Genomic DNA, 22,839 nt, shown 5'->3' with positions numbered 1-22,839 from the left:
CCACCGCAGCCGCTGCAGCTTCCAGTACAGCCCGCCTTCTTTCGACGGGGCTCCCCCTGTTCGTGGATGAGACTCTTTCCACGACAGTGGGGACACTTGTTCGCGAAGGTCTCACAGGAAAAACGCTCCCCGCAGGAAGCACACCGATACACGTGCACGCTCTTCACCTCCCAGGAATGCGCAGTTTCGTCGCGTACTCTCCATAGCCGAGACGAATTTCTTTCCCCGGAACGATCTCTTCCGAAGGAACGACAAACGCAAACACGCCCGCCGTATCGGAGGAAATCTCGCCGTGGGGAAAGAAATCTTTTCTTGTAAGGATGTCCTTCCACTGCACCGCATAGTTTCCAACAAAAATCTGTTCGGGGTCGAAGGTCCAGGGAATGAGCGCCCGGTAGCGGCAGATGAAGAGGATCTTTCCTTTCACGGCATCGCTGAGAAAATGCTGCACATGCCATTTGAGCCACTCCGGCGCTTCTGATTCGCCCCCGGAGGCGCGGCTGAGGACATTGTCCACGTAGACGAAGGTCATCTGCCCCCGGGCACCGACAATCATGCCCCCAAGATCCTGCCCCTCCACCCACACGTTGGCGGATCGCTCCTCCACAAGTTCCTCCACGGACAAAGCGCGAGCGACGCATTCGCTCACCGGGACAAGGACCATGCACACCACAAGACAGACGTTCAAGACACGGAATACGTTTTTCACGGCAAAATTCCTCCCTTCTCTACAGAGAACACCTGCGGAGGAACACGCTCCTCCCGGCGCAGATCATGATCCCCCCGGAGGACAAAGAACGCAAGCCTTCCCACTGTCCGGAGAGAGTCGAGTCATGCATCGTTCTTCTTTCTGACTGAAAAGGTTTCCGGCGGACGGAGCGCTTCTCACTTCCTCCTCTTCCAGGAAAAGACGATCTCATCCAAACGGCCTCCGCGCATGCTCCATCTTCGTCTCCGGTTTCATTCCACATCAGCGTCTCCGAAACTACGGTCGGTTCTTCCGAGACACCTCGCTTTCGCTTACCCCTCGACGACGCAACGCGCTCCGTACCCATTCCCATTCTCGACATTGCAATCGGCGTGTCACCAAGGCATAGACCGCTCCACCCATGCAGGCGACACCTCCAAGCCAGAGCAGTCGCAGCGTAAGAGATGCCGTGGAAGGATAGGGCAGCAGGAATTTCCAGAGCAGGATCATCGCCGTCGTGAACGCCAGGGAGATTCCCACAGGCTTTCCCCATTCCAGCGAAAAGAGCCGGTTTCTTCCCTCGCACGCTCCTCCTCCGAAGCGCCGAATCCGGACGTACCCGACGAGGGCGGAGACCGTAAAGGCCATCGATGCAGCCAGGGCAATGCCTCGATACGAAAAAAGAGACATGAGCAGTATGCTCGCGCCGAGGTTCACGGTCACGCTCGACGCTGTGACGAACAGTGCATCCCTGGGTCTGCTCCGTGCATAGAGAGCCCGCATGGTCACCGTGGTGCAGGCCATTCCAGGAAGGCCCAACGCGTACATGGACAAAGCTCCTGACGTGGCGTCCCAGGCCCACGCGTCGAAAGCACCTCGAAAGAAGAGCACGTGCACGATCTCCCGGCTGCACGCCACTGTCCCGAGCACCACGGGAAAGACCACGAAAAGAGCGAAGCGAAGTGCATCCCGGTAGAATTCCATGAACTCTTCGTTCTCTCCCGGGGCGATGCGGGAGAGCATGGGAAGAACCGCCTGGGAGAGAGCCACCACAAAGAGCCCCAGAGGAAGCTGAAGCACTCGGTCCGCGTAGTTCAAAACGGAAATGACCCCGCCCTCCAGAAAAGAACCGAGCATGCGGCTCACCAACGGATTCACCTGATTGAGGGAAAGCCCCACCGCGTAGGGAAGAAAGAGCACGAGCATGCGCCGGAGTTCCGGATCGTCGCGGTTCGGCCGTTCGGGGAAAAGCGGCACCCCCAGCTTCCAGTTCCATCCCCACTGAAGGAGCAACTGGGCCAGGCCGCCAAGGAGGACCGCCGCAACAAGACCTCTGATGCCGAGGGAAGGAACGAAAAGAAGAACCACGGCGATGAAGGTCACGTTGCTCAGCGCCGGTGCCACGGCGGGGACGAAGAAGGAATCCAGACTGTTCAGGACACCCATGGCGAGAGCCCCGAGAGAGACGAAAAGAAGGAACGGAAAAAGCGACCGGGTGAGGGATTCGGCGAGAGCCCGAATCTCCGGAGCGAACCCCGGAGCCATGAGACGAACCAGGAGCGGCGCGGCGACAATGCCTCCGAGCACCACGGCGACTCCAAGAAGCAAAAGCACCGTCATGGCCTGACGGGCGAGGTGCACCGCCCGCTCCTTTCCGTCCCTGGCAAGCACCTGGGAGAAGACGGGAACGAACGAGGCGGAGAGTGCTCCCTCCGCGAGGAGCTGGCGGGAGAGATTCGCCAGCGTGTAGGCCACGTAGAACGCATCGAGCTGCCTCGTCGCACCGAAACAGGCCGCCATGAGCACCTCGCGGATCAGTCCAAGGATTCGGCTGGCGAAGGTACCGAGCATCATCGTGAAGGCATGGCGTACCATGCGGGCGTTGCGTGAGGAACCGTCCATAGGATATCCTCCTTGACGGAGCGCGTTTCAGAAACGGCTCCCCGAGACGAACCGGAGAGAAACGGAACATCGAAGGAGCTGACAACCGTCATGAATGCGAAAAAAACGACGAGCGTTCTCTGGGGCGTCGGAAATCCCCTCCGCGGGGATGACGGCTTTGGAGTCCACGTAGCCGAGGCGCTTCTGGAGGCGCCTCCCCAAGGGATGAAAATACGCCTTTGTGAGACCACCCCGGAAAATCACCTGGCACACCTCCGGAGGACAAGACCTTCCCGGCTCGTCGTCGTCGATGCGGCCCTCATGGGACTTGCCCCCGGGGCTATGCGGCGCCTTCCGCTTGCATCCTGCAAAGGCATCTCCTGGAGCAGCCACGGCGTTCCGCTTTCCACTCTGCTGGAAGAATTCTCCCGGGAGATGGACCTGGTCATCATCGCCGTGGAACCAGCCTTCCGGGAGCATTCGCTCGAGCTTTCTCCGGAGGTGGCGGAAGCGAAAACAGTTCTTCTCGCCCTCCTTGAGGGCGGAGAACTCGAGAGCATTCCCTTGCTGGAAAAAACATCCCGCAATGCCATTCCGTAGCGCCATCGGAGAAAAACCCGACTCGATCCCAGACCGTCCTCGATCGCGTTCGTCCCGGTGCGACAAAGAACCCTGCTGCTCCGTTCCAGTCGCCTCCCGGTGAATTTCTTGCAAGGACCCGTTTTCTCAAAGAAGGATGCACAGGCAGGGAGTCGCGGAAGACCTCATTGAAGCACCTTCCTTGGCCGTCACCAGGAAAAACGTTCCCCCAGGTAGAATTTCCTGGCCACCTCGCTCTCGGCCACATCCTGGGGAGATCCCTCCACGACAATTTGCCCCTGGTGGATCAGACAGGCCCGATCCGTGATCGCCAGGGTGTCCCGCACGTTATGGTCCGTGAGCAAAATGCCGAATCCCTTCTTGCGGAGATCCAGAATGATCTGCTGGATGTCGTAGACCGCGATGGGATCGATGCCGCTGAACGGTTCGTCGAGGAGAATGAACTCGGGCATGATGGCGAGACATCGTGCGATCTCCACACGTCGCCGTTCGCCGCCGCTCAGGGCGTATCCTGGCACGGAACGGACCCGTTCCAGGCCGAACTCACACAGAAGATGCTCCAGCACCTCGCGCCAGTCCCCCAAGGAATGGTTCTGCTCTTCAAGGACGAGACGCAAATTGTCCTCCACGGAGAGATTGCGAAACACCGACGCCTCTTGAGGAAGATACCCCACGCCAAGCCGGGCGCGCCCAAACATGGGCAGTTCCGTGACATCTCTTCCGTCCACGTAGACGTTTCCCGAATCGGGGGAGATCAGCCCGACGAGCATGTAAAAGGTCGTGGTCTTGCCCGCGCCGTTCGGACCGAGCAATCCGACGATCTCTCCCTGTTGCACGGAAAGATTCACCGAGGAGACGACGGTCTTCCCACGGTAACTTTTGACGAGGCGTTCCGCCGAAAAGATCCGTCCCATGTTCACTCCCCCACGGGAAAGGTGAGTTGGGGGGTTCCGAGGGCTTCGATGCGCCGGGTGACAAGGTTCATCACCAAACTCTGGGCGGAAACAGTGCGCCCAGCCTGAACCGCGGAAGCGTTTCCCGTCACGACGACGGAACCCTTGACGATGGAATAGATTCCCTTGGCACCACGAATGCGCACGGGCTTTCCATCCCGCCCGGCGACCTCCACGAGAATGCCCCCTTCGGCGGTCACCTCCGCGAGCACTCCCTTCTCGACACGTCCCACCACCGTGGGTGCCACCAGAGCAACACGCTCTTTGGGGTCCTCGAAGCGCCGCACATTCCTGGCACGGAAATCGTCACCCTCGCGCCATGCGGAGTCGGCCTCGAAAGTGCGTCCCTCCCAGAGGATCGACACATCTCCCCTGGCCTCGTAGGCCACGGAATCACCGAGGCGATATTTGATCATCTCCGCCCTCAGGCGATCCCCTCCGGAAGAGATGAACACATCTCCGGACGCGAGCAGCCAGGCATCCCGTGCGCGATAGGTGAGATAGGCACAGGCGAGTTCGAGTTCTTCCTCGGGAAAGGTCGCCGCCACGTTTCCGGTGAGGATGAAGAGCGAACCGTCGCTCCGCCCCTCTCCCCGCTCGGCGGTCATCCGACCGGCGCCCCTCCGGATGGTCACGTTTCCCTCGGCGATAATGCGCTGCGACTCGGGGTCGTAGCGAAGTGATTCCGCAGTGAGCGTCACCTTTCCCGACACTGCGCTTCCCCCGCTCTCCTCCGCATGTCCGACGGAGGAAAAACAGAGGAGAAGAGCGATCACGCCCGCCCCCAAAGCGGTGACGGCAGTTGCGCTGACACGGCGCTTCATGACTGTTCCTCCCTGAAAAAAGCTCTGCGGCGCCTTCGGCGCCGCAGCTATTCTATCCTATCGGGTCCGGTTCGTGCACTTGCAGCAAGAGAGAATCGGCAATTCCACTCAGCCCTTCAGCCGAAATCCACTATCCTTCCGACGGACGGCCCCCTCCGCCGGGAGAGGACGAAGAAGGAGTTCAGTGCCGGAGAAGCCCCTTTTCCAGCAACGTCTCGCCGATCTGTACCGCGTTGAGGGCCGCGCCCTTGCGGAGATTGTCGGACACGACCCACAGGGCAAGGGCGTTCTTGCGCGCCGTATCCCGGCGAATGCGTCCCACGTAGACGGGATCCGTTCCTGCGGCTCTTCTGGGGAGGGGATACACGCTCTTCCCGGTGTCGTCCTCCACGACCACTCCGGGGGCATTTCGAAGAATCTCCCGGGCCTCATCCGGAGAGAGGGCATCGCGGAACACCGCCGTCACGGCCACGGCATGCCCGCGGAACACGGGAACCCGCACGGTGGTGCAACTCACCGGAAGCTCGGGAAGTCCCAGAATCTTCCGGGATTCCCGAACCATTTTCCACTCTTCCTCACTGATCCCCTCGTCGTCGAACCCGCCGATATGGGGCAGGACGTTGAAGGCGATGGGATGGGGATAGACCTGCGCCCGCTCTGCCCCTCCGAGAGGGATTCCTCTCTCGAACCGGGCAAGGGAGCTGCCCTCCGCAAGTTCCCGGAGAGCCGCCTGTCCCGTTCCGGAGACGGACTGAAAGGTCACGGCGGCGAATTCGAGAAGCCCCGCCGCCTGGTGCAGCGGGTTCAGCGCAACGACGGTCTGGATGGTGGCGCAGTTCGGATTGGCGATCACCGAGGGCGTTTCCGGGAGGGTTCCCGCGTTGACTTCGGGAACCACCAGGAAGACATCGGGGGCCATGCGCCAGGCCGAGCTGTTGTCCACCACCCAGGCACCCTTGCTCCGAGCGACGGGAGCCCACGTCCGGGAAGGCCCGCTCCCCGCGGAAAAGAGCGCCAGATCGACCCCCTCGAAAGCATCCTCCGACACCGCCCGAACGGCAACGCTCTCCCCACGAAAAGGAAGCACGACCCCCGCAGAGCGCTCCGACGCGAGAGGCACTAGTTCGTCCACGGGGAAAGAACGCTGCTCCAGAACCGCGATCATTTCCCGGCCGACCAGACCGGTGGCACCTAGGACGGCGACGCGCACGGCGCTTCCTCCTCAACGAAATGACGATGCAACGCACGCACCGCCGTCTCCACCTGACCGGAGGGAATAACGCAGGTAATAGACTGGGCGGTGGAGGCGATCATGTCGATGTTGATCCCCACGTCGGCCAGAATGGAGAACATTTTTGAAGGAACTTCGGGATGGTTGGCGATGCCCGCGCCCACCACGGAGATCCGGGCGATCTCCGTGTCGAAGGTCACGCCCTGGGCCTCGATGTCCCGGGCGACATTCCGGCAAATGCGGATCGCCTCGCCAAGAAACGCCTTGTGGACAAGAAAAGCAATGTCGTTCACGTCACCGCGCATGACGCTCTGAATGATCATCTCCACTCCGATGCCATTCTGGCCGAGCGCTCCGAAGAGCTTCGCGGCGATACCCGGAACGTCCGGCACTCCCAGTACGGCCACCTTGGCCACGTTTCCGTCCTGTGTCACCGCCTGAACGACCAGACGCTCGTTCACATCTTCTCTCATGACCCATGTTCCCTCCTCTTCGTCGAAGGACGACGCCACGTAGACGGGAACGTCATACTGCGCCGCCATCTCCACGCTCCTCGCCTGGAGCACCTTGGCCCCCATGACGGCCATCTCCATGCACACACCGTAGGAGACCCGGGAGAGCTTGCGCGCCTCCGGAACGAGCCGGGGATCCGCGCTGTAGACACCGGTCACATCCGTGTAGATGTGACAGGCGTCAGCTTCCAGGGACGCGGCGAGGGCCACCGCGGACAGGTCGGACCCGCCCCGACCGAGCGTGATGATATCCCCCGAGGCATTGATGCCCTGAAAGCCCGCCACCACGGGGACCACCCCCTCGGCGAGAGCTTTTTCGAGGCAATGGGGTTGCACCGTGCGGATCCGTCCTTCCATGTGATAGCCGTCGGCATAGATCCCCGCCTGCAATCCCGTGAAGGAGCGGGCGGGAACCTTTCGATCCCGCAGGGCGAGAGCGAGCAGTGCGATGGACTGCTGCTCCCCCGTGGCGAGAAGCTGATCCATTTCCCGGTTGTCCTGCCCTCGAAGCTCTCCGGCGAGGGAGAGCAGTTCGTCCGTGGTCTTCCCCCGGGCGGAGACCACGACGACAACCTCGTTGCCCTCTCTGACGAAAGGTTCGATCCTCGCGGCCACGGCGTGCATCCGCCCCGGATCCGCCACGGAGGAGCCCCCGAACTTAAGCACCAGTCGCGACACGTCCGCCACCTCCGGACAGTTTCGCACCAGCCTCGTCCACATCGAGGACAAAGAACCGGGACCGCACACCATTCCCCGAGAAGATGCGGCACATGCGCCCCGCCACTCCCTGGGGATTTCCCTTCACGAAGGCCATCATGCTCGGTCCCGAACCGCTGATGGCCACTCCCATGCACTCGGGACTCTTCCGGATCTCCGAAAGAATCTCCTCGCCCCCCGGAAAGAGCTTTGCCCGGAACTGCTGATGCAGCTTATCCTCCATGGCCCAGAGAAGATGTTCCCAGGACCCGGTGGCCCATGCGGCGGTGAAGAGAGCCGCACGACTCACGTTGAACACGGCGTCCTTGAGGGAGACCACCTCGGGAAGAACTTCCCGAGCCGCCTTGGTGCTCACTCGAAACTCCGGAACCGCCACCACCACCGACACGTCCGGAGGCATGGAAGTCAACCGAAGATAGCGAAGGCGCTCCCCGTCCCAGCAACTCACCACCATGCCGCCGACGCAGCAAGGAACCACGTTGTCAGGATGCCCTTCAAGACGGACCATGAGGGGCAACAGTTCCTCTTTCGACAGAGGGCGTTCCCGCAGAGCGTTCGCGAGCAGGACACCTCCCACCACGGCACCGGCGGAACTGCCCAGCCCACGACAGAGGGGAACCGCGTTGAGCGCCCGGAAGACCAGCCCCGGAGCTTCCCTCTCCCAGGCCTCGAATGCCGCCTCGTAGGAACGGATGACCAGATTCGCCGCGGGATCCTCCAGTTCACGACTTCCCTCTCCCACGACCTCCACCTGATAGGTACCCGATGGAAGGAGTTCCAGCACTTCGTACACGTTGTAGAACGTGAGCCCCATGCCCAACGTGTCGAAGCCCGAACCGAGATTGGCGCTCGACGCGGGAACCCGGACGCGAATCGGAAAGGTCATGACCGGAACACCTCCTCGAGAGAACTCCAGTTTCCGTCGATTTCCGTGATGGCCGGAGTCTTTCCCAGCGCGGCATCGGGATCCTTGAGGCCGTTTCCCGTGAGCACCATGACCACTCGAATCCCCCTCGGCAGTTCATTCCGGCGGGCAAGCGCCAGAAGCCCCGCCAGCGGAGCCGCCGAGGCCGGTTCCGCAAAGAGTCCCTCCCTGGAGGCCAAGATCCTCTGGGCCTCCAGGATCTCCGGGTCCGACACCGCGGCAAAGGCTCCGCCGGAACGCCGCACGGCCCAACGGGCCTTTCGGGCGTTCACGGGGCGCCCGATGCGAATCGCCGTGGCCACCGTCTCGGGCTGGGGCACATCCTCCCCCCTCACCATCGGGCTGGCTCCTTCGGCCTGAAACCCCATCATCCGGGGAATCCGGGAGGCTTTTCCGGACCGGGCGTACTGGACGAAGCCCGCCCAGTAGGCGGTGATGTTCCCCGCGTTGCCCACGGGAATGGCGAGCCAGTCCGGCGCGTCCCCCAGATCGTCGCAGATCTCCCACGCGGCGGACCGCTGCCCCCTGAGCCGATAGGGATTCACGGAGTTCACGATGGCCAGGCCGAGTCGCCGCGAGGCATCCCGGGCGAGGTCGAGAGCCGTGTCGAAATTCCCCCGCACGGCAATGACCTTCGCTCCGTAGATGAGCGCCTGGGCGAGCTTGCCGAGAGCCACCTTGCCCGCCGGAAGCAGCACGTGACAGGGAATGCCCGCAGTCGCCGCATAGGCCGCGGCGGAGGCCGAAGTGTTGCCCGTGGAGGCGCACACCACCGCCCTGCTCCCCGCCTCCAGCGCCTTCGCCACGGCGAGGACCATCCCGCGATCCTTGAAGGATCCGGTGGGATTCAATCCCTCATACTTGGCGAAAAGCTCGATGCCAAGCTCCCCTCCCAGGTTCCGGCACGCCACAAGAGGCGTGCTCCCCTCTCCAAGAGAGAGAAGGGGAGTCCGCTCCGTAAGGCGCAGATTCGTCCCATATCGATGAAGCACTCCACGCAATGGAAACACCTCCCTGATCCGCAGAAAACAAAAAGACTCCCTTCTTCTATGAAGACGGGAGTCCCGCGGTTCCACTTCACTTCCGCTTTTCGCATGAAGCACGTCTCCGAAAAAACGCACTCCAAAAAACGGCATCTCACAGCGCGATAAGGGGCGCTCCCCTGCGTCTTGACCCTTTCGGATTCACGGTTTTCAACGCACGCTCCAGGGCGGTGACCTTTTCCCGCGGAGTGAAGAGTCTTTCAGCCCAAGAACCCTTCTCTCTGTCCTCCGCACACCTTGGACAGGCCTTCCCTTTCATCGCGACAGAATAACCAGGAAATATTGGGGGAGACTATACGCCTCCAGAGACAACCTGTCAAGAAAGGGAGGCGCGATTTCCATACTTTTTCCGGAAAACTCCCGTTATTGTCCCGCTTGGAGGAGACCGATCTTTTTCCGGTCGGCACACTGAATGGTTTTTAGGGAAGCTCTGAATAAAGACCCTTCGCTTTCCCTTGACTCGGGTCGCATCAGGCTCTGCGAGGCGCCCTGCGGGGCTGATGTAGCCTCATTCAGAGGTTCCTTTAGAAGAGAGATGTTCCATGCCCTCAAAACACCCCCTCTCCGGGAGAGCGCGGAAATCATGCTCCTTCCTCCGCGTTCTCCCGGAGAAACGGACTTCTTTCAGCCTTCTTTTTCCGTGACATCGAAAAAATCCTTCACAGGAGAGATTGCCCTCGGAGACCATCTTTGCTACAATGTGCCGTCAGCAGCGGGACACACGTCGAGGTGTCCCGCTTTTGAACCGCCCGGCGACGCTCTTGAAGCGAAGACGGGACAGGAGGTTGAGAGACATGTCGCAACTGCGCACGGCAGACGACCAGGTCCCCATGACGCGGGATGGCTACGAACAACTCAAGCGGGAACTCATTCAGCTGCGAACGGATGGACGGGCCGAAGTGGCCCGGAAGCTCGAGGAAGCGCGCGGCTTCGGTGACCTGAGCGAAAACGCGGAGTACCACGCGGCCAAGGAAGAACAGGCACAGCTCGAAACGCGCATTCAATGGCTCGAATCACGCCTCAGCCGGGTACGTATCGTCGAAACCGCCGATGTGGACACCAGCAAGGTCACACTGGGAACGACCATCACGATAAGAGACCTGGACTCACGAAAGGACTTCGTCTATACCATCGTGGGTTCCGAGGAATCCGACCCGAAGAAAAACCGCATTTCCGCCGCGAGCCCTGTCGGTCAGGCGCTCATGGGGCAGGAGGTCGGTCAGGAAGTGCTCGTGCGTGTTCCCAAAGGAATCCGCAGGCTGAAGATCATGGACATCGGCGTCCAGTAGACGCACCCACGCGTAGCGGGTGAATTTTTCTCCCACGGGAAATTCCTTTTGGCTTTTTCCGTGGAACATGAGGAGGAAAACGCCCGAGGAGGAAATTCGGACGGCAGGGTGGCAACGGCCACCTCTGCCGCTTTTTTCTTGGATTCGTCTCGGCATTCCAGGAGGGACGTGCATCATGAATGGACAACAGTGGCTTGCGGGGATCATCTTCGTCGCGGCCTTCGCGCTCATCGTCAGCGAAAAGATGCATCGTTTGAAGGCGGCAATGGCGGGACTTTCCGGAGTACTCCTTCTCCGGCTGGTCACCCAGGAAGACGCCTTTCGCTTCATTGATTTCAACACTATCGGCCTGCTCATCGGCATGATGATCCTCGTGGGAATCGTCAAAGAGACGGGACTCGTCCAACGCACCGCCATCACCGCCATCACGCTGAGCAAGGGACATCCCTGGCGGCTCCTCGTGGCGCTGACATCCCTCACGGCACTCATCTCCGCTCTCCTCGACAACGTCACCACGGTGCTCCTCATCGGTCCCGTGGCCCTCGCCGTGTGCGAAACTCTGGATCTCGACCCGGAGCCGTTCATCTTCGGAGAGATCTTCGCCTCCAACATCGGTGGAACAGCGACACTCATCGGCGATCCGCCCAACATCCTCATCGGATCCGCCGCCGGTCTTTCCTTCAACGAGTTCCTCCTGCACCTGGGCCCTGCGGCGCTGCTGGCGCTGTGCATCATGCACGGCCTGTTGTACCTGCTCTTCCGGAAGGAGCTGGTTCCCTCGCACAAAACGGAGGAACTCCTCCTTCGATTTCAAAGAGGCGGAAAACCGCTGGACAAAAAGGGAACGATACGGATTCTCGCCGTCCTCGCCGGAGTGCTTGCGGCGTTCACACTTCACGGCACACTTGGTTTCGAGGCCGCGACCATCGCCATCGCGGGGGCCACGGCGGGGCTTTTGCTCTGTCCTGTCCCGCTGGAAAAGGCCCTTCAGGAAGTGGACTGGGTCACCATTCTTTTTTTCTCCACACTCTTCATGCTCGTGGGAACTCTCGAACACCTGGGGATCATCGAGATCGCCGCAACGCATCTCGTGGACACCGTCGGAAACCGCCCCGAACTGTTCGCCGGGATGCTCCTGTGGGGCTCGGGAATTCTCTCCGCCCTGGTGGACAACGTCCCCTACACGGCGGCCATGATTCCCCTCGTGCGGGATGTGGCATCCCTCTCGTCCATGAACGCGGAACCGCTCTGGTGGGCACTCGCTTTGGGGGCCTGTCTGGGGGGAAACGGAACACTGGTGGGTGCATCGGCGAACCTTGTCCTGGCGGGCATCGCGGAGAAAGGCGGCATCAGGCTCTCCTTCTTCCGCTTCCTCCGCGTCGGAAGCCTCGTCACGGGAGCCACGCTGCTCTCCTCCACGCTTTACCTCTATCTCCGCTATTTCATCCTCGCTTCCTGAGAGAGGCCCGAAGGATTCGTCCTGCCAGCTCGGGAAAGCTCCAACCGAACGCCGCCGCAGCCTTGGGAACGAGGCTGGTGGCGGTCATCCCCGGAACGGCGTTCACCTCCAGAACCCATGGCTTTCCTTGAGGATCGAGGCGCAGATCCACCCGGCTGTAGATCTCGCACCGCGTGGCCCGATGAGCTTCCACGGCGATGCGTCGAACCTTGTCGGACGTCTTCTCGTCGAGCGGCGCGGGGACGAGATATTCGCTGGAAAAGGGAGTGTACTTCGCCTCGTAGGTGTAGAAAGTGCCTTTGGGTCGAATCTCGACGACGGGAAACGCCGACGGACCGCTTCCATCGTCCCACACCGTCACCGTGAGTTCCTTCCCGGGAATGTAGTCCTCCACGAGCACAGTTCCATCGAAGCGCTCCGCCTCCCGGACCGCCTCGCTCAGCTCCTCCTCTTTCCGGACGATGGTGACTCCCACGGTACTTCCGGCGCCGGAGGGTTTGACGACAAGGATTTCGCCTTCCGCAACGCGGCGGGCGAGCGCGCACAAGGCCGCCTCGGAATGTCCTCCTCCGGAATGCAGAAGCGAGAACGCCGCCGTGGGAATACCGTACTGCCGAAAGAGGAGCTTGCTCACCACCTTGTCCATGGCGCGCATGCACCCTTCGGGCCCGCTTCCCGTGTAAGGAACGCCCGCCATTTCCAGAAGCGCCTGAAAACGCCCATCCTCACCCCATCCTCCGTGAAGCGCGACGAACACCGCCGTGCCCTCCCGCAGAAGGGGCAAAACGTCCTTCGGGGTCTGCAGCGTCAGGAGTTTCGAGGGCCATCCATCCTCCGCGAGAGCCTGGCACACCGCCGCGCCGCTTCTGAGGGAAACCTCCCGCTCGGGGCTGTCGCCGCCGCAGGCGACGAGAATCCTTTCCACGTCTGCAGGCATGTCAGTTTCCGGATCCGGGGAGATCCTTGGGGCGGCTCCCCCTGTCGTCGATCTCCTCCTGTCCCACACCGAGAGGCGTGTCCGGAAACGCAAGGATGGTGATGCGCAGGCCCGCCCAGTCATCGCCGTTTTGAAGATCGTCCCGTACCAACAGCTCCCACTCCATGCAATCGAGGGTATAGGTCACCCAATAGGCCATCTCCTGCAGTTCCGACGCGTTGAGATCGTATCCGCCCCGGGCGGCGAATTTCCATCCGTTCCCGAGGGGAACGGTGATTTTCTGGTAAAGCTCCTCCGCTTCCTCCTCCGCATCCCACTGCAGAGGAGAACCGCCGGACACCCAGCGCCGAAAGTAGGTGGTGCGCATCCGCAGACTCGAAAGAGGCCATTCGAAGCCCAGCGCCGCCTCGGTGACAGTCTGGGTGTCGTCACCTCCGGCACTCTCCCTGTCGTAGAAATAGCGCATGTACTTGGCCTTCCAGAAGGGCACGAGATTCGTCCCCGAACCCTCGCCGTAAAGTTCCACTCCCGCGCCGCGGCGTTCGGCGCGAAGCCCCTCTTCCTCGTAGGTGCCCCAGGTGCCGTGGAGACGCCACCATCCTCCGCTCGCTCCATCGGACCACCAGGGACCGACCAGGGTGAATTCAGGATCGCGTTCCAGCGTTCCCCGGTAGATCTTGCCGAGTTGTTTTTCGATCTCCACGGCCTCCCGCTGTTTCCAGCTCATCGTGCCGCTCCACCCTCCGGAGAGAACACGGAATCCCCAGGTGGGGCGCCAGGTCTTTTCGTCCGATTCCTTCTCGTAGGAATATTCGGTCTCTCCGAAAAGACGCACGGTGTCGCTCAGCTCCTGCTCGAACTTCCCCCACCCCTCGAACTCCGATTCCTTCCAGTACATAAGTCCGAGGGTGAGACTCCCTCCAGGCCACGTAACAGGCCCGGAAAACCCCACTCCAATCCCGCGGTCTTCCTCATAACTCAGGAAAGGAAAGAAGGACGTCTGAAGTGCCCGCCGTTTTGTGTCCAACTGAACTACGTAGTCAAAGGGATAACGAAACAGAAGAAACTCGCCGATGTAGACCTTGGGATTTCTCGCCACGACTCGCTTTCCGGGGACAACGACGAGATTCGTCGCTTCCAGCCGGTAATGCGGACGCTCCTCCGTGCAGGTGGTGATGGTCGCGCCTTCCCAGAACGCCATGTCTCCGTCCCGGTCGCCACCTCGAGCCTGCCGGGCGCTGATGCGGTTCGTCCGTACCGCCGTCTCGAAGGGAAGAACCTCGAGCTCCTTTCCCTTGAAAAGAAGCGCGTCCACTTGTCCCGAAGCGTTGCGCACCACCCCTTCCTGGGTGGCCAGGTTGAACTCCGCCCGCTCTCCCGACAAGCGGCGGCCCCGCCAATGCACCGTCACCAGTTCCCCCGGCGCCGCGGAGGCCCTGAGCAGCTGCGTGCGCGTATCCATTTCGACATGGGGAGCCTGAAGGCGAAACTCGCCGTAGCGGAGGCGCACGTTACCCTCGGCGAGAGCGGTGTATCCTGCCTCGTCATAGATAACACGGTCGGCATCCACCACAACCTGAGGTACGGGTTCCTCGCCGAAAACCGGGAGGAGAGACGCCTGGAGAAAAAACAGGACGAGCAACAGCACCGGAAACAACGACATCGAACGAGCTTCCCTCATGGTTCCTCCCATTCCACAACCACGTCCCCGCTCAGGAAAACGCTCCCGCCGGGAAGAATCCATCCGGCACCGGCGCGAAGCGTCGTCTTTTCGTTCTCTTCCGCGAAGACACCTTCGGGAAAGACAAGTCTCCCGTCCCCCCGATTCCATGTCCCTTTCGGAGCGACAAAGCGCAGGTCCCCCGAAGGAAACTCCACCTCGCCCCGAACCCGCTCGAGGAGAACGTCGCCGAATTCCTCGTCGAACATTCCCGTCTCCGCAACCATGACATACCGGCGTCGTTCCTCGTCGACGAGTTCCACTTCCAGGGAAACAGCCCGCACTTGCTCACCCAGACGCTCCAGTCGCGGGGTCCGCACAGTCCAGAGATTCTCCTCCACGTTCCGCGAAATGGAGACCCGCTCCAACGTGAGCGGCAATTTCGGAGCCGTCCCTTGAGTTTTCATGAACTCCTCCAGGAGGCTCACGTCCCGTTTCATCAGAAAAACCAGCCCGGCAACCCCCGCGAGCACAAGAAACGCGAGCAGTCTACCAGGAAATCCGCCAGATGCCCTGTTCTTCCACAAGACGAAGGACCTCGCTCCTCAGCACCCGCATGACCAACAGCTTCTGGGCGGCACTGACCTTCACCACCGTCTCGTTGGGCCAGGAGAGAACGTACCCCTCCTTAAGCGCCCAGCGAAAACTTCCTTCGAGCACGCGTTTCCCGAAGGCGTCACGGGTGTACAACACCTTCGTGTCCTTCGTGAGCAGTTCGTACATGGCATCCACGTCCCCCGCGATCCACCCCTGGAGGAACTTCTCCACCGTCTGCTGCCGGGAGAGCCGAATGAGCCGTTCCGGCGTCCCCGACGCCGGAGCGACATCTTCGAGAGGCCGTGCTCCGACATCCATGGAAAGCGACATCTCAGGAACCGCCTCGTCCACTGCGAGCGGTTCCTCCGAAGCCACCTCCCCGGAGGAAGGAAGAGACGTGTCCTGCATCGGCATCGCCACCCCTCCTCCCTGGATGGGAACCGGTGCGTTGGGCATGACGAGAAAAGGCGGCGGAGACGGCACGTCCGCGTCGGTTTTTTGAGGATGCGGAGAGGGCGCTTTTTTCCCCTCTTCCCTCTTCGGCACGGAGGAATTTGCGGCCACCGTCACCGCGCCCTTCGGGGCGTCTTGTCCGGTCTTTCCTCCTCCGGGGTTCTCCCCCAGAGTGACCACCATGGTCTCGGCGGGGACGTCGCGCGACGCGGCAACCGGTTCTTTCGCCGGAGACATTCCCGAAAAGGCAAAAAACTGCTCCTCTCCGGCCATTCCGGAAAGGGAAAGGGTGAACGTTCCCTCCTGTCTCGGAAAGAAAACCAATCCCTGCACGACACCGGAGAGAACCCCGTCAAAGGATTCATCGTAGGAGGAGGGAGCAACGCGTTCTCCTCTGTCATTCACGAGAGCGAGGTGTTCCGAAAGGGGAGCCAGGGAGAGCGGCGATCCGCCGAATTGATAGATGGTGAGGAGCACGGGTTCGGAATCACCCATGCGCAGATCCCGAAGAAAGGATTGCTTGTAGGTGGCGGCATCCGCGGCGGAGAAACCGCGTTTTGCGGCCTCCAGTCGTACCCAGGGATCCACAAGTTCCTCCGGATAGTGCACCACCCAGACGAGACAATCCTCCCCCCACCGAAATGCCGTGTACCGCTCCAGAATGGACGTGACCTCACGCAACATCTCCCGACGTTCCATGGGAGATGTCTCCGGAGCGGACAGCTCCTCGGCAAAAAGCGGCGCGACGAAAGAAAAGAACACGAAAAGCCACACGCAGGAAAAAACGGCATGGACCCTCTTCCGACGCGACAAAAGAGCTTTGAACGACCCTCCGAAACGAGGCGGGCCGCTCCTCCGCATCACCGCCTCCTTTTTTCTCGGAGAAAACAAAAACGCCATGATAAAAGACTACAGTTTCAGGTCGATGATCGCCGACACGCCCACGCCCTGGACCCTTCGGAAACGATCCAGCGGATTCAGGGCATCGATGGGAACGAGGATTTTGATGCGCACACCCTGGAACGATGTCTCGATCTGGGCGACGGCCTTCGTCTTGTCCACGGTGTTCTTGGGTCCCGACACCTGGGCCGCGCCGATGCGCGTTCCCGATCCGACGGAGACGATGGGAACCACCTTGGTGGATTCCTTCGCCCCGACTCCCTTGTTGAGAGTGATGGTGTTGATGAAATCATTGAGGGGACCCGCAACGGCATCCACAAGGAGACCTCCGCCGACGACTCCCAAAAGCGGCCCCAAATCGATGGCGGACGCGGCGCTTCCCGTCATCACCGTACCCAACACGAGCAACAGTCCCAGAAATTTTTTCATGACCGCATTCCTCCTTTCGGTTCGTGTTCCTTTCCTCACTGCGTGGCCGTAGGCGTCACGTCCGGCGAGGAAGCGTCTCCCTCGTCTTCCGTGAGCAGCCCCTGCAGCCCCTGGGGAACCGGAAAGGCCTGCACGCGGGACGCTTCTCTCACCTCCACGTAGAACTGCGTCCCCTCGGGAAGATCCCGATCATCGCCCCGTACGAAAAATCCCCCCGCCAGTCCGACGGGACCGAGCACGACGAGTCCGAGGAAACTCGCTCCCGCCGCGGCCATGACAGCCTTGTCTCCCTCGGCGGCCTTCTTCGCGGACTCTCCAATGGTGACAGGCAGAGGAGTCGGTCCGAGAGGAAGCAACACGTCAAATCCGACTTTCACTTCCGAGGATCTGCCGAAACTTCGAGGAGGCTTCACGTCCGCCACGCTGGCCTTCACGATGCTTCCCCTGGGCGCGACAAGGCGGAAATCCACCACGAGGTCTCGCACGAGGTGCACCTGCACCACGTCCCCGGGTTTCGCAAGTTTCGGGGAGAGCGTCTCGCCCAATTCCACCTTCATGACCGTTCCGGCGGGGACCTTCGTCTCCTCCCAGAGAATGCCGTCGCCAAGCAGCATCTGGATAACCCGCTCAAGGCGCATGGCAAGCGGCCGGTCCTCCTGAGCCGTTCCCTCCAAATGCTCCTCCAGCATCCGAATCCGTTCCGACGCCGGCAGAAGGGGCTCGGCCCTCTGGGTCACAGCCCACTCGGCGACGCCGAGCTTGAACAGAAACGAGGGTTGTCCGCCGCTCCCCTTCTGGATGAAATCGAGAAGGGCCTGCTGCCGCTCCGCGAGACTCCCCGGAAGCTCCCTGCCGAAGAGGTCCTGTTCCACCTTTCCGAGGCGGGAGACGAGTCCTCCCGCCTGGACGCTGCCGAACAAAATCGTCTCCACCTGTCCCAAGGTCTGAAAGGGCGTCTCCTGCTGTCCCCCCGCCTCTTCCGCACGCGCGGGAACGACGGCAAGGAACACCGCTGCGCAAAAACACAGCGCAAAGAGGGTTTTCCCGACCTCATTGATTTCCTTTTTCCATTGCCTCACTCGAATCCCTCCTCGTTCGGCGCGCTCCGTCATCAATCCTGAAGCGCACCTTTTCCAGTCACTTTCATGGCAGCGGCGACGAAATCCCGAAAGAGCGGATGGGGACGAACCGGACGCGACGTGAACTCCGGATGGAACTGGACACCCACAAACCAGGGATGTCCCTCCAACTCCACAATCTCCACAAGATCCCTTCCCTGACAGACTCCCGCCGTCACGAGCCCAGCCCTTGCCAGGCGCTCCCGGTACTCATTGTTGAACTCGTAGCGGTGACGGTGACGTTCCCGAATCACGCTCTTCTTGTACGCCTCGTGAGACCTGCTGCCCTGAACAAGTTCGCAGGTATATCCTCCCAATCGCATGGTACCACCCAGATCGGAAATCGTCCTCTGTTCTTCCAGAAGATGGATTACGGGATTCGGCGTACCCGGATCGATCTCGGAGCTGTGTGCCGCGGCGATACCACAGACATTCCGAGCGAACTCCACCACCGCAACCTGCATCCCGAGACAGAGCCCGAAGAAGGGAATTTTCCTCGTTCTCGCATATCCCACAGCGGCGATCTTCCCCTCGATACCTCGGCTTCCAAACCCTCCGGGGACGAGGATTCCCTGAACACCGGAAAGGGATCCGACACCGTCCCGTTCCACATCCTCCGCTTCGACGTGCCGGAGCACGAGCTTCGCGCCCCCCGCCGCAGCAGCATGCCGCAGCGCCTCCACCACACTCAGGTAGGCGTCCTTGTGGCTCACATATTTCCCAACCATGGCGATTTCGACTTCCGTTTCGGGATTGGCGCAACGATGATCGAATTCTCTCCAGTCCATCAGATCGGGTTCCTGTGTCGCGGGAATTCCAAGCTGCCGCAGCACGAGCATATCCACCCCCTGATCGTGGAGCGTTAACGGAATCCGATAGATGCTGGGTGCGTCGAGAGCCTCCACGACGGCCTCCTTCCGGACATTGCAGAAGAGCGCGATCTTGTCCTTGATGTCGCCTTCCAGAGGAAACTGGGACCGGCAGACGATGATATCCGGCTGGATACCGATGCGACGCAGCTCGTTCACACTGTGCTGGGTGGGCTTGGTCTTCAACTCCCCCGCAGCGGCGATGAACGGAACGAGGGTGACATGGCAGTAGAGCACGTTCCCCCGCCCGACACGCCCGGCCACCTGCCGGATGGCTTCGAGGTAGGGAAGTCCCTCGATATCCCCCACCGTGCCGCCGATCTCGGCGATGAGCACGTCGTTTCCGTCCGCCACCTTCAGGATGTGCTCCTGTATCTCATTGGTAATGTGGGGAATCACCTGCACCGTCGCCCCAAGATACCGCCCCCTGCGCTCCTTGGCAATGACGGACGAATAGATTTTCCCTGTGGTGATATTGTTGTCGGAGGAGAGGCTCAGGTCCAGAAACCGCTCGTAATGCCCGAGATCGAGGTCCGTCTCGGCACCGTCCTCGGTGACGAACACTTCTCCGTGCTGAAAAGGATTCATCGTCCCCGCATCCACATTGAGATAGGGATCCATCTTGATCACGGAAACCCGAAGCCCCCGACGCTTGAGAAGCACCCCGAGCGAAGCGGCGGTAATCCCCTTTCCCAAGGAAGAAACCACTCCACCCGTCACAAAAATGAATTTCGTCATCTCTTCTCCTCCCCTGCAAGGCGCCTCAGCGCATCAGTCACTGAAAACGATCCTGTTCCTCCCTCTCCCTTTAGCCGCATAGAGCCGTGCGTCCGCAAGCGCCAGAAGATCCTGGGACTCGGAAACACCATCACGCACGGCCTCCGAGATGCCGCAGCTCACCGTCACCTGGAGCCTGCCGAATTGGGTGTTCCACGCCTCTGACGCCAAGGTCTTCCGGATTTTCTCACATGCGACCACCGCATCTTTCAAAGACGTCCCGGGCATGAGCAAAAGGAACTCCTCACCTCCGAAACGGCAGGGCATCCCCATCGGTTCCGCGTGCCGCCGGAGTATTTCCCCGAACCGACCGAGAACCACATCTCCCGCGACATGGCCATGCATGTCGTTCACGGTCTTGAAATGGTCCAGATCGAAGAAGGCCAGCGCGTATTCCCCGCCGCGAAGACGGTGCCGTTCCCAGGAGGTCTCGAATTCGCGCAGGCAGCACCGTTTGTTTCTCAATCCCGTGATCTCGTCGAAGAGCGCTTCCTGTTTCCACCGCTGCATTCGGCTCCAAAGGGACCACGTCCCCGCCAGCCGGTTCATGAAGGTACGCAGGTAGTCCACCCGTCTTCCGGTAAAGACATGCGCCTCCGCAGCACCGAACGTTCCGACCAGACGAAAGGCATCGTCTCCGCCTCGGGCCGGAACGGCCGCATACCCTCGGAAACGGTTCCCCTTGAGGTCACTGAAGACAATCACCCGGTCCTGCTCCATGGCGAGGGCACGGAGCCCCCTGCCGAGAAGAAAGGACTCTTCCTCGTACAGGTCGAAGGGAACGCCCTCCTCCGCCAGAAGAAGCTTCACCTGAAATTTTTCCCAATCCATGCCCCACACTGAAGAAACGGAGAAGGGAACAATCCGTCGTAGCTGCAGCAACGCCTCGCCGGTGAATCTGAGCGGATCGCCATCGTCCCGTTCGAGCATCTGTCCCAGAAAGTTTCCCGTTCCGGAAAGTCGCAGCGCGCTCTCCACAATGCCGATGTGATGCTCCCGCCCCCAGGCTTTTCCCAGCAGGGAAGCGAGATCGGCAAGGTAGGGATGATCCACCGAGGAGAGTTTTCTTCCCCAGAACGTCCAAAGAGCGAGCACACCGAAAAATCGCTCCCCGTCCCGGATGGGGACGAGAAGCGACGGTGCATCCTTCAGGGCGAGTTTATAGGGATACTTGGCCGAGACGAGACGTTCGAGAAACGGACGAATCCGCTCCAGCACATCCTCGGGATCCGGAACGGAACGGGATGCGACGATCCGCCACTCGGAGTGGATCTCGTCCGGAGCGGCGACGACCAGGGCACGGACCTGTCTTCCCGCGAGACCAAGCGCACCGAGACAGGCCGAGACACCCTTTTCAAAACCGAACCGGAGCAGCATCGTGCTCCATCGATCATGCAACCTGAGACTGCTCCACCGAGGACTGTCCACGCTCATCGTCCTCCCTCAACAAAACGGCGGGCCAGGAGAGACGCGCCCTCCTGGCCCGGAAGATCCTCCGGCGCAGTGCTCTCAGCGCAAGACCCGCATGGGATTGATCGGCGAATTGTTCACCCGCACCTCGAAGTGGAGATGCGTCCCCGTCGCTCTTCCGCTCGCGCCGACCCGGGCGATGGCCTTCCCCTGGGAGACGGACTGCCCCTTCTTCACCAGAAGACTGTTGCAGTGCGCGTAAATGGTCGTGTACCCTCCACCGTGGTTCAAAACGACGACCCTTCCGTATCCTCCCATCCAGCCGGCAAAAACCACAGTGCCGTTCTTGGATGCCACGATGGTCTGTCCCCGGGGAGCGCGAACATCGATCCCCGTGTGGAAGTCCCGGCGTTTCGTGAAAGGGTCTCTCCGCCAGCCGAAGGGGCTGCTCACCCGACCACGAACAGGCCAGGCAAATCCCCTCGCGGTAACGCGCCCGCCCGATCCGGCGATAGAGGCACCACTGCCGCCCTCGCGGACCACGGTAATGGGCTTCGCCCCGGGAAGAAAGACGCTCTGTCCTTCCTGAAGCGCCGCATCCTTCCCCAGGCCGTTGGCGGCAAGAACCGCCTCGGGGTGCACACCGTACCGTTCGGCGATCTTTTTCAGGGAATCGCCCTTCTTGATCTTGTAGAGCACGCCGTCCTGATTGGGAATGCGCATGGACGTTCCCGGTTTGAGTACATCCGGGTCCTTCAGGTCATTACAGCCGAAAAGAGTGTTGATGTCCAGACCGAAGGCGCTCGCGATGGACCAGAGGCTGTCACCCTGTTTCACCGCATAGTCCGTAAACGCCACAGGCTCCGCCTGGCGCCGCTTCTCTTCCGCTTCCAGCTTTCGACGCTCCAACTCCTCGAGAACGGCGTTCACGTCCTCGGGGCTCTTCGGAACGAGAAGTTCCTGCCCGACACTGAGGCGATCGGGATGCTTCAGCGCATTGGCCTTGACGATGAGCGCCGCGTCGATCTGGTATTTCCCGGAGATCCCCGAAAGCGTGTCCCCAGCGGCCACCACATGGCGATTCCACGACGGCGACTCTTCCTCCAGCCGCACCTCTTCGTCGCCGGAGAGCGCTTCCGGATCCGGCTCCGCTCCGTCTTTCGTCGCCGACTCAACTGACAGAGGAGACTCCGATCCGGGTTTCACTTCTTCGAGGAGCACCTCCTCCTTCAGGGTGAAGGGGCTTTCCGCCTGAAGAGGGCCTATTCCCTCAAGAGACAGATCCGCCGTCGGGCCGGCGGAACTCACCAACTCTTCCTCTCCGGAGGCAGAAACATCCACGAGAATATGCCCCGATTCCTCGCCTCCGGGCATCTTCGCCGCCAGCGGCGACATACCCTTGGCTCCGGCCTTTTCCGCCGCAGCGACGGAAAGATACACCGTGCCGCTCAACATGCACAACACCAGGACCCAGAGACCAACCCGGATTCTGCGTTTGAAAATACGTTCTCGCACCCTTGCCAAGGCATTCCCTCCCTTGGTGGATGGCCTGAGCGGAAAAAACACG

20 protein-coding genes are annotated in these 22,839 nt (G+C 61.1%); 3 read left to right on the top strand and 17 right to left on the bottom strand.

Annotation, left to right across the window (positions count from 1 at the left end):
• Positions 1-163: 163 nt before the first annotated feature.
• Together K349_RS17160 and murJ are read right to left on the bottom strand one after the other, a co-directional pair.
• A complete protein-coding gene (locus tag K349_RS17160) occupies positions 164-709 on the bottom strand; it encodes a hypothetical protein (RefSeq protein WP_029165980.1) in 546 nt (181 codons plus the stop codon).
• A 276-nt stretch (positions 710-985) separates the two neighbouring features.
• The gene (murJ, locus tag K349_RS0111765; protein ID WP_029165979.1) at positions 986-2,590 is read right to left on the bottom strand and encodes a murein biosynthesis integral membrane protein MurJ; all 1,605 of its coding nucleotides are present in this window, start codon (positions 2,588-2,590) and stop codon (positions 986-988) included.
• A gap of 90 nt (positions 2,591-2,680) precedes the next feature.
• Between murJ and K349_RS0111760 the strand changes: the two genes are divergently transcribed.
• Positions 2,681-3,169, top strand: a complete 489-nt coding sequence (locus tag K349_RS0111760) for a hydrogenase maturation protease (RefSeq protein ID WP_034265973.1) — start codon at positions 2,681-2,683, stop codon at positions 3,167-3,169.
• A gap of 188 nt (positions 3,170-3,357) precedes the next feature.
• Here the strand turns inward: K349_RS0111760 and lptB are convergent, their stop codons facing one another.
• The 6 genes from lptB to thrC all read right to left on the bottom strand — a co-directional run bounded on the left by lptB (position 3,358) and on the right by thrC (position 9,332).
• A complete protein-coding gene (lptB, locus tag K349_RS0111755; protein ID WP_029165977.1) occupies positions 3,358-4,083 on the bottom strand; it encodes an LPS export ABC transporter ATP-binding protein in 726 nt (241 codons plus the stop codon).
• A 2-nt stretch (positions 4,084-4,085) separates the two neighbouring features.
• On the bottom strand, positions 4,086-4,946 hold the full coding sequence (locus tag K349_RS0111750; protein WP_029165976.1) for an LptA/OstA family protein: 861 nt from the start codon (positions 4,944-4,946) through the stop codon (positions 4,086-4,088).
• Positions 4,947-5,127: 181 nt separating this feature from the next.
• Positions 5,128-6,156, bottom strand: coding sequence for an aspartate-semialdehyde dehydrogenase (locus K349_RS0111745; RefSeq protein ID WP_029165975.1), 1,029 nt, complete (start codon positions 6,154-6,156; stop codon positions 5,128-5,130).
• Positions 6,138-7,367, bottom strand: coding sequence for an aspartate kinase (locus K349_RS0111740; protein ID WP_029165974.1), 1,230 nt, complete (start codon positions 7,365-7,367; stop codon positions 6,138-6,140). Before K349_RS0111740 ends, K349_RS0111745 begins: the two co-directional genes overlap by 19 nt.
• The gene (thrB, locus tag K349_RS0111735; RefSeq protein WP_029165973.1) at positions 7,348-8,292 is read right to left on the bottom strand and encodes a homoserine kinase; all 945 of its coding nucleotides are present in this window, start codon (positions 8,290-8,292) and stop codon (positions 7,348-7,350) included. Before thrB ends, K349_RS0111740 begins: the two co-directional genes overlap by 20 nt.
• Positions 8,289-9,332 (bottom strand): threonine synthase, encoded by a 1,044-nt coding sequence (gene thrC / locus K349_RS0111730; protein WP_029165972.1) that lies wholly within the window; start codon positions 9,330-9,332, stop codon positions 8,289-8,291. Before thrC ends, thrB begins: the two co-directional genes overlap by 4 nt.
• A gap of 836 nt (positions 9,333-10,168) precedes the next feature.
• Between thrC and greA the strand changes: the two genes are divergently transcribed.
• Positions 10,169-10,663: a transcription elongation factor GreA gene (gene greA / locus K349_RS0111720; protein ID WP_029165970.1), complete on the top strand. Its 495-nt coding sequence runs from the start codon at positions 10,169-10,171 to the stop codon at positions 10,661-10,663.
• Between the two features lie 175 nt (positions 10,664-10,838).
• Positions 10,839-12,122: an ArsB/NhaD family transporter gene (locus K349_RS0111715; RefSeq protein ID WP_029165969.1), complete on the top strand. Its 1,284-nt coding sequence runs from the start codon at positions 10,839-10,841 to the stop codon at positions 12,120-12,122.
• On the opposite strand, the gene K349_RS0111710 is transcribed toward K349_RS0111715, so the two are convergent.
• From K349_RS0111710 to K349_RS0111670, 9 genes are all read right to left on the bottom strand, one after another.
• A complete protein-coding gene (locus K349_RS0111710) occupies positions 12,106-13,059 on the bottom strand; it encodes a D-alanine--D-alanine ligase family protein (RefSeq protein ID WP_029165968.1) in 954 nt (317 codons plus the stop codon). The genes K349_RS0111715 and K349_RS0111710 overlap by 17 nt on opposite strands.
• A gap of 1 nt (position 13,060) precedes the next feature.
• Positions 13,061-14,722, bottom strand: a complete 1,662-nt coding sequence (locus K349_RS0111705) for an LPS-assembly protein LptD (protein WP_029165967.1) — start codon at positions 14,720-14,722, stop codon at positions 13,061-13,063.
• Positions 14,723-14,736: 14 nt separating this feature from the next.
• Complete coding sequence (locus tag K349_RS0111700) at positions 14,737-15,306, bottom strand: hypothetical protein (protein WP_029165966.1); 570 nt, start codon at positions 15,304-15,306, stop codon at positions 14,737-14,739.
• Positions 15,269-16,468: a hypothetical protein gene (locus K349_RS0111695; RefSeq protein WP_157367385.1), complete on the bottom strand. Its 1,200-nt coding sequence runs from the start codon at positions 16,466-16,468 to the stop codon at positions 15,269-15,271. The genes K349_RS0111700 and K349_RS0111695 overlap by 38 nt, the downstream gene beginning before the upstream one ends.
• Positions 16,469-16,678: 210 nt before the next feature.
• Positions 16,679-17,098: a hypothetical protein gene (locus tag K349_RS0111690; RefSeq protein ID WP_029165964.1), complete on the bottom strand. Its 420-nt coding sequence runs from the start codon at positions 17,096-17,098 to the stop codon at positions 16,679-16,681.
• A gap of 35 nt (positions 17,099-17,133) precedes the next feature.
• On the bottom strand, positions 17,134-18,177 hold the full coding sequence (locus tag K349_RS0111685; protein WP_051464362.1) for a hypothetical protein: 1,044 nt from the start codon (positions 18,175-18,177) through the stop codon (positions 17,134-17,136).
• A gap of 32 nt (positions 18,178-18,209) precedes the next feature.
• Positions 18,210-19,823 (bottom strand): CTP synthase, encoded by a 1,614-nt coding sequence (locus K349_RS0111680; RefSeq protein WP_029165962.1) that lies wholly within the window; start codon positions 19,821-19,823, stop codon positions 18,210-18,212.
• A gap of 33 nt (positions 19,824-19,856) precedes the next feature.
• A complete protein-coding gene (locus K349_RS18155; protein WP_169731351.1) occupies positions 19,857-21,290 on the bottom strand; it encodes a sensor domain-containing diguanylate cyclase in 1,434 nt (477 codons plus the stop codon).
• 81 nt (positions 21,291-21,371) lie between these two features.
• A complete protein-coding gene (locus K349_RS0111670; protein ID WP_034265968.1) occupies positions 21,372-22,787 on the bottom strand; it encodes a LysM peptidoglycan-binding domain-containing protein in 1,416 nt (471 codons plus the stop codon).
• Positions 22,788-22,839: the final 52 nt, after the last annotated feature.

Source organism: Aminiphilus circumscriptus DSM 16581, assembly GCF_000526375.1.
Classification (GTDB): Bacteria; Synergistota; Synergistia; order Synergistales; family Aminiphilaceae; genus Aminiphilus; species Aminiphilus circumscriptus.
This window is presented reverse-complemented; position numbering and strand designations above follow the sequence as displayed.

What these genes read in the sequence shown, in the direction of transcription:
- murJ (WP_029165979.1), bottom strand. Translation starts at nt 2,590, where the DNA reads ATGGACGGTTCCTCACGCAACGCCCGCATGGTACGCCATGCCTTCACG.
- K349_RS0111760 (WP_034265973.1), top strand. Translation starts at nt 2,681, where the DNA reads ATGAATGCGAAAAAAACGACGAGCGTTCTCTGGGGCGTCGGAAATCCC.
- lptB (WP_029165977.1), bottom strand. Translation starts at nt 4,083, where the DNA reads ATGGGACGGATCTTTTCGGCGGAACGCCTCGTCAAAAGTTACCGTGGG.
- K349_RS0111750 (WP_029165976.1), bottom strand. Translation starts at nt 4,946, where the DNA reads ATGAAGCGCCGTGTCAGCGCAACTGCCGTCACCGCTTTGGGGGCGGGC.
- thrB (WP_029165973.1), bottom strand. Translation starts at nt 8,292, where the DNA reads ATGACCTTTCCGATTCGCGTCCGGGTTCCCGCGTCGAGCGCCAATCTC.
- greA (WP_029165970.1), top strand. Translation starts at nt 10,169, where the DNA reads ATGTCGCAACTGCGCACGGCAGACGACCAGGTCCCCATGACGCGGGAT.
- K349_RS0111715 (WP_029165969.1), top strand. Translation starts at nt 10,839, where the DNA reads ATGAATGGACAACAGTGGCTTGCGGGGATCATCTTCGTCGCGGCCTTC.
- K349_RS0111710 (WP_029165968.1), bottom strand. Translation starts at nt 13,059, where the DNA reads ATGCCTGCAGACGTGGAAAGGATTCTCGTCGCCTGCGGCGGCGACAGC.
- K349_RS0111705 (WP_029165967.1), bottom strand. Translation starts at nt 14,722, where the DNA reads ATGTCGTTGTTTCCGGTGCTGTTGCTCGTCCTGTTTTTTCTCCAGGCG.
- K349_RS0111695 (WP_157367385.1), bottom strand. Translation starts at nt 16,468, where the DNA reads ATGGAACGTCGGGAGATGTTGCGTGAGGTCACGTCCATTCTGGAGCGG.
- K349_RS0111690 (WP_029165964.1), bottom strand. Translation starts at nt 17,098, where the DNA reads ATGAAAAAATTTCTGGGACTGTTGCTCGTGTTGGGTACGGTGATGACG.
- K349_RS0111680 (WP_029165962.1), bottom strand. Translation starts at nt 19,823, where the DNA reads ATGACGAAATTCATTTTTGTGACGGGTGGAGTGGTTTCTTCCTTGGGA.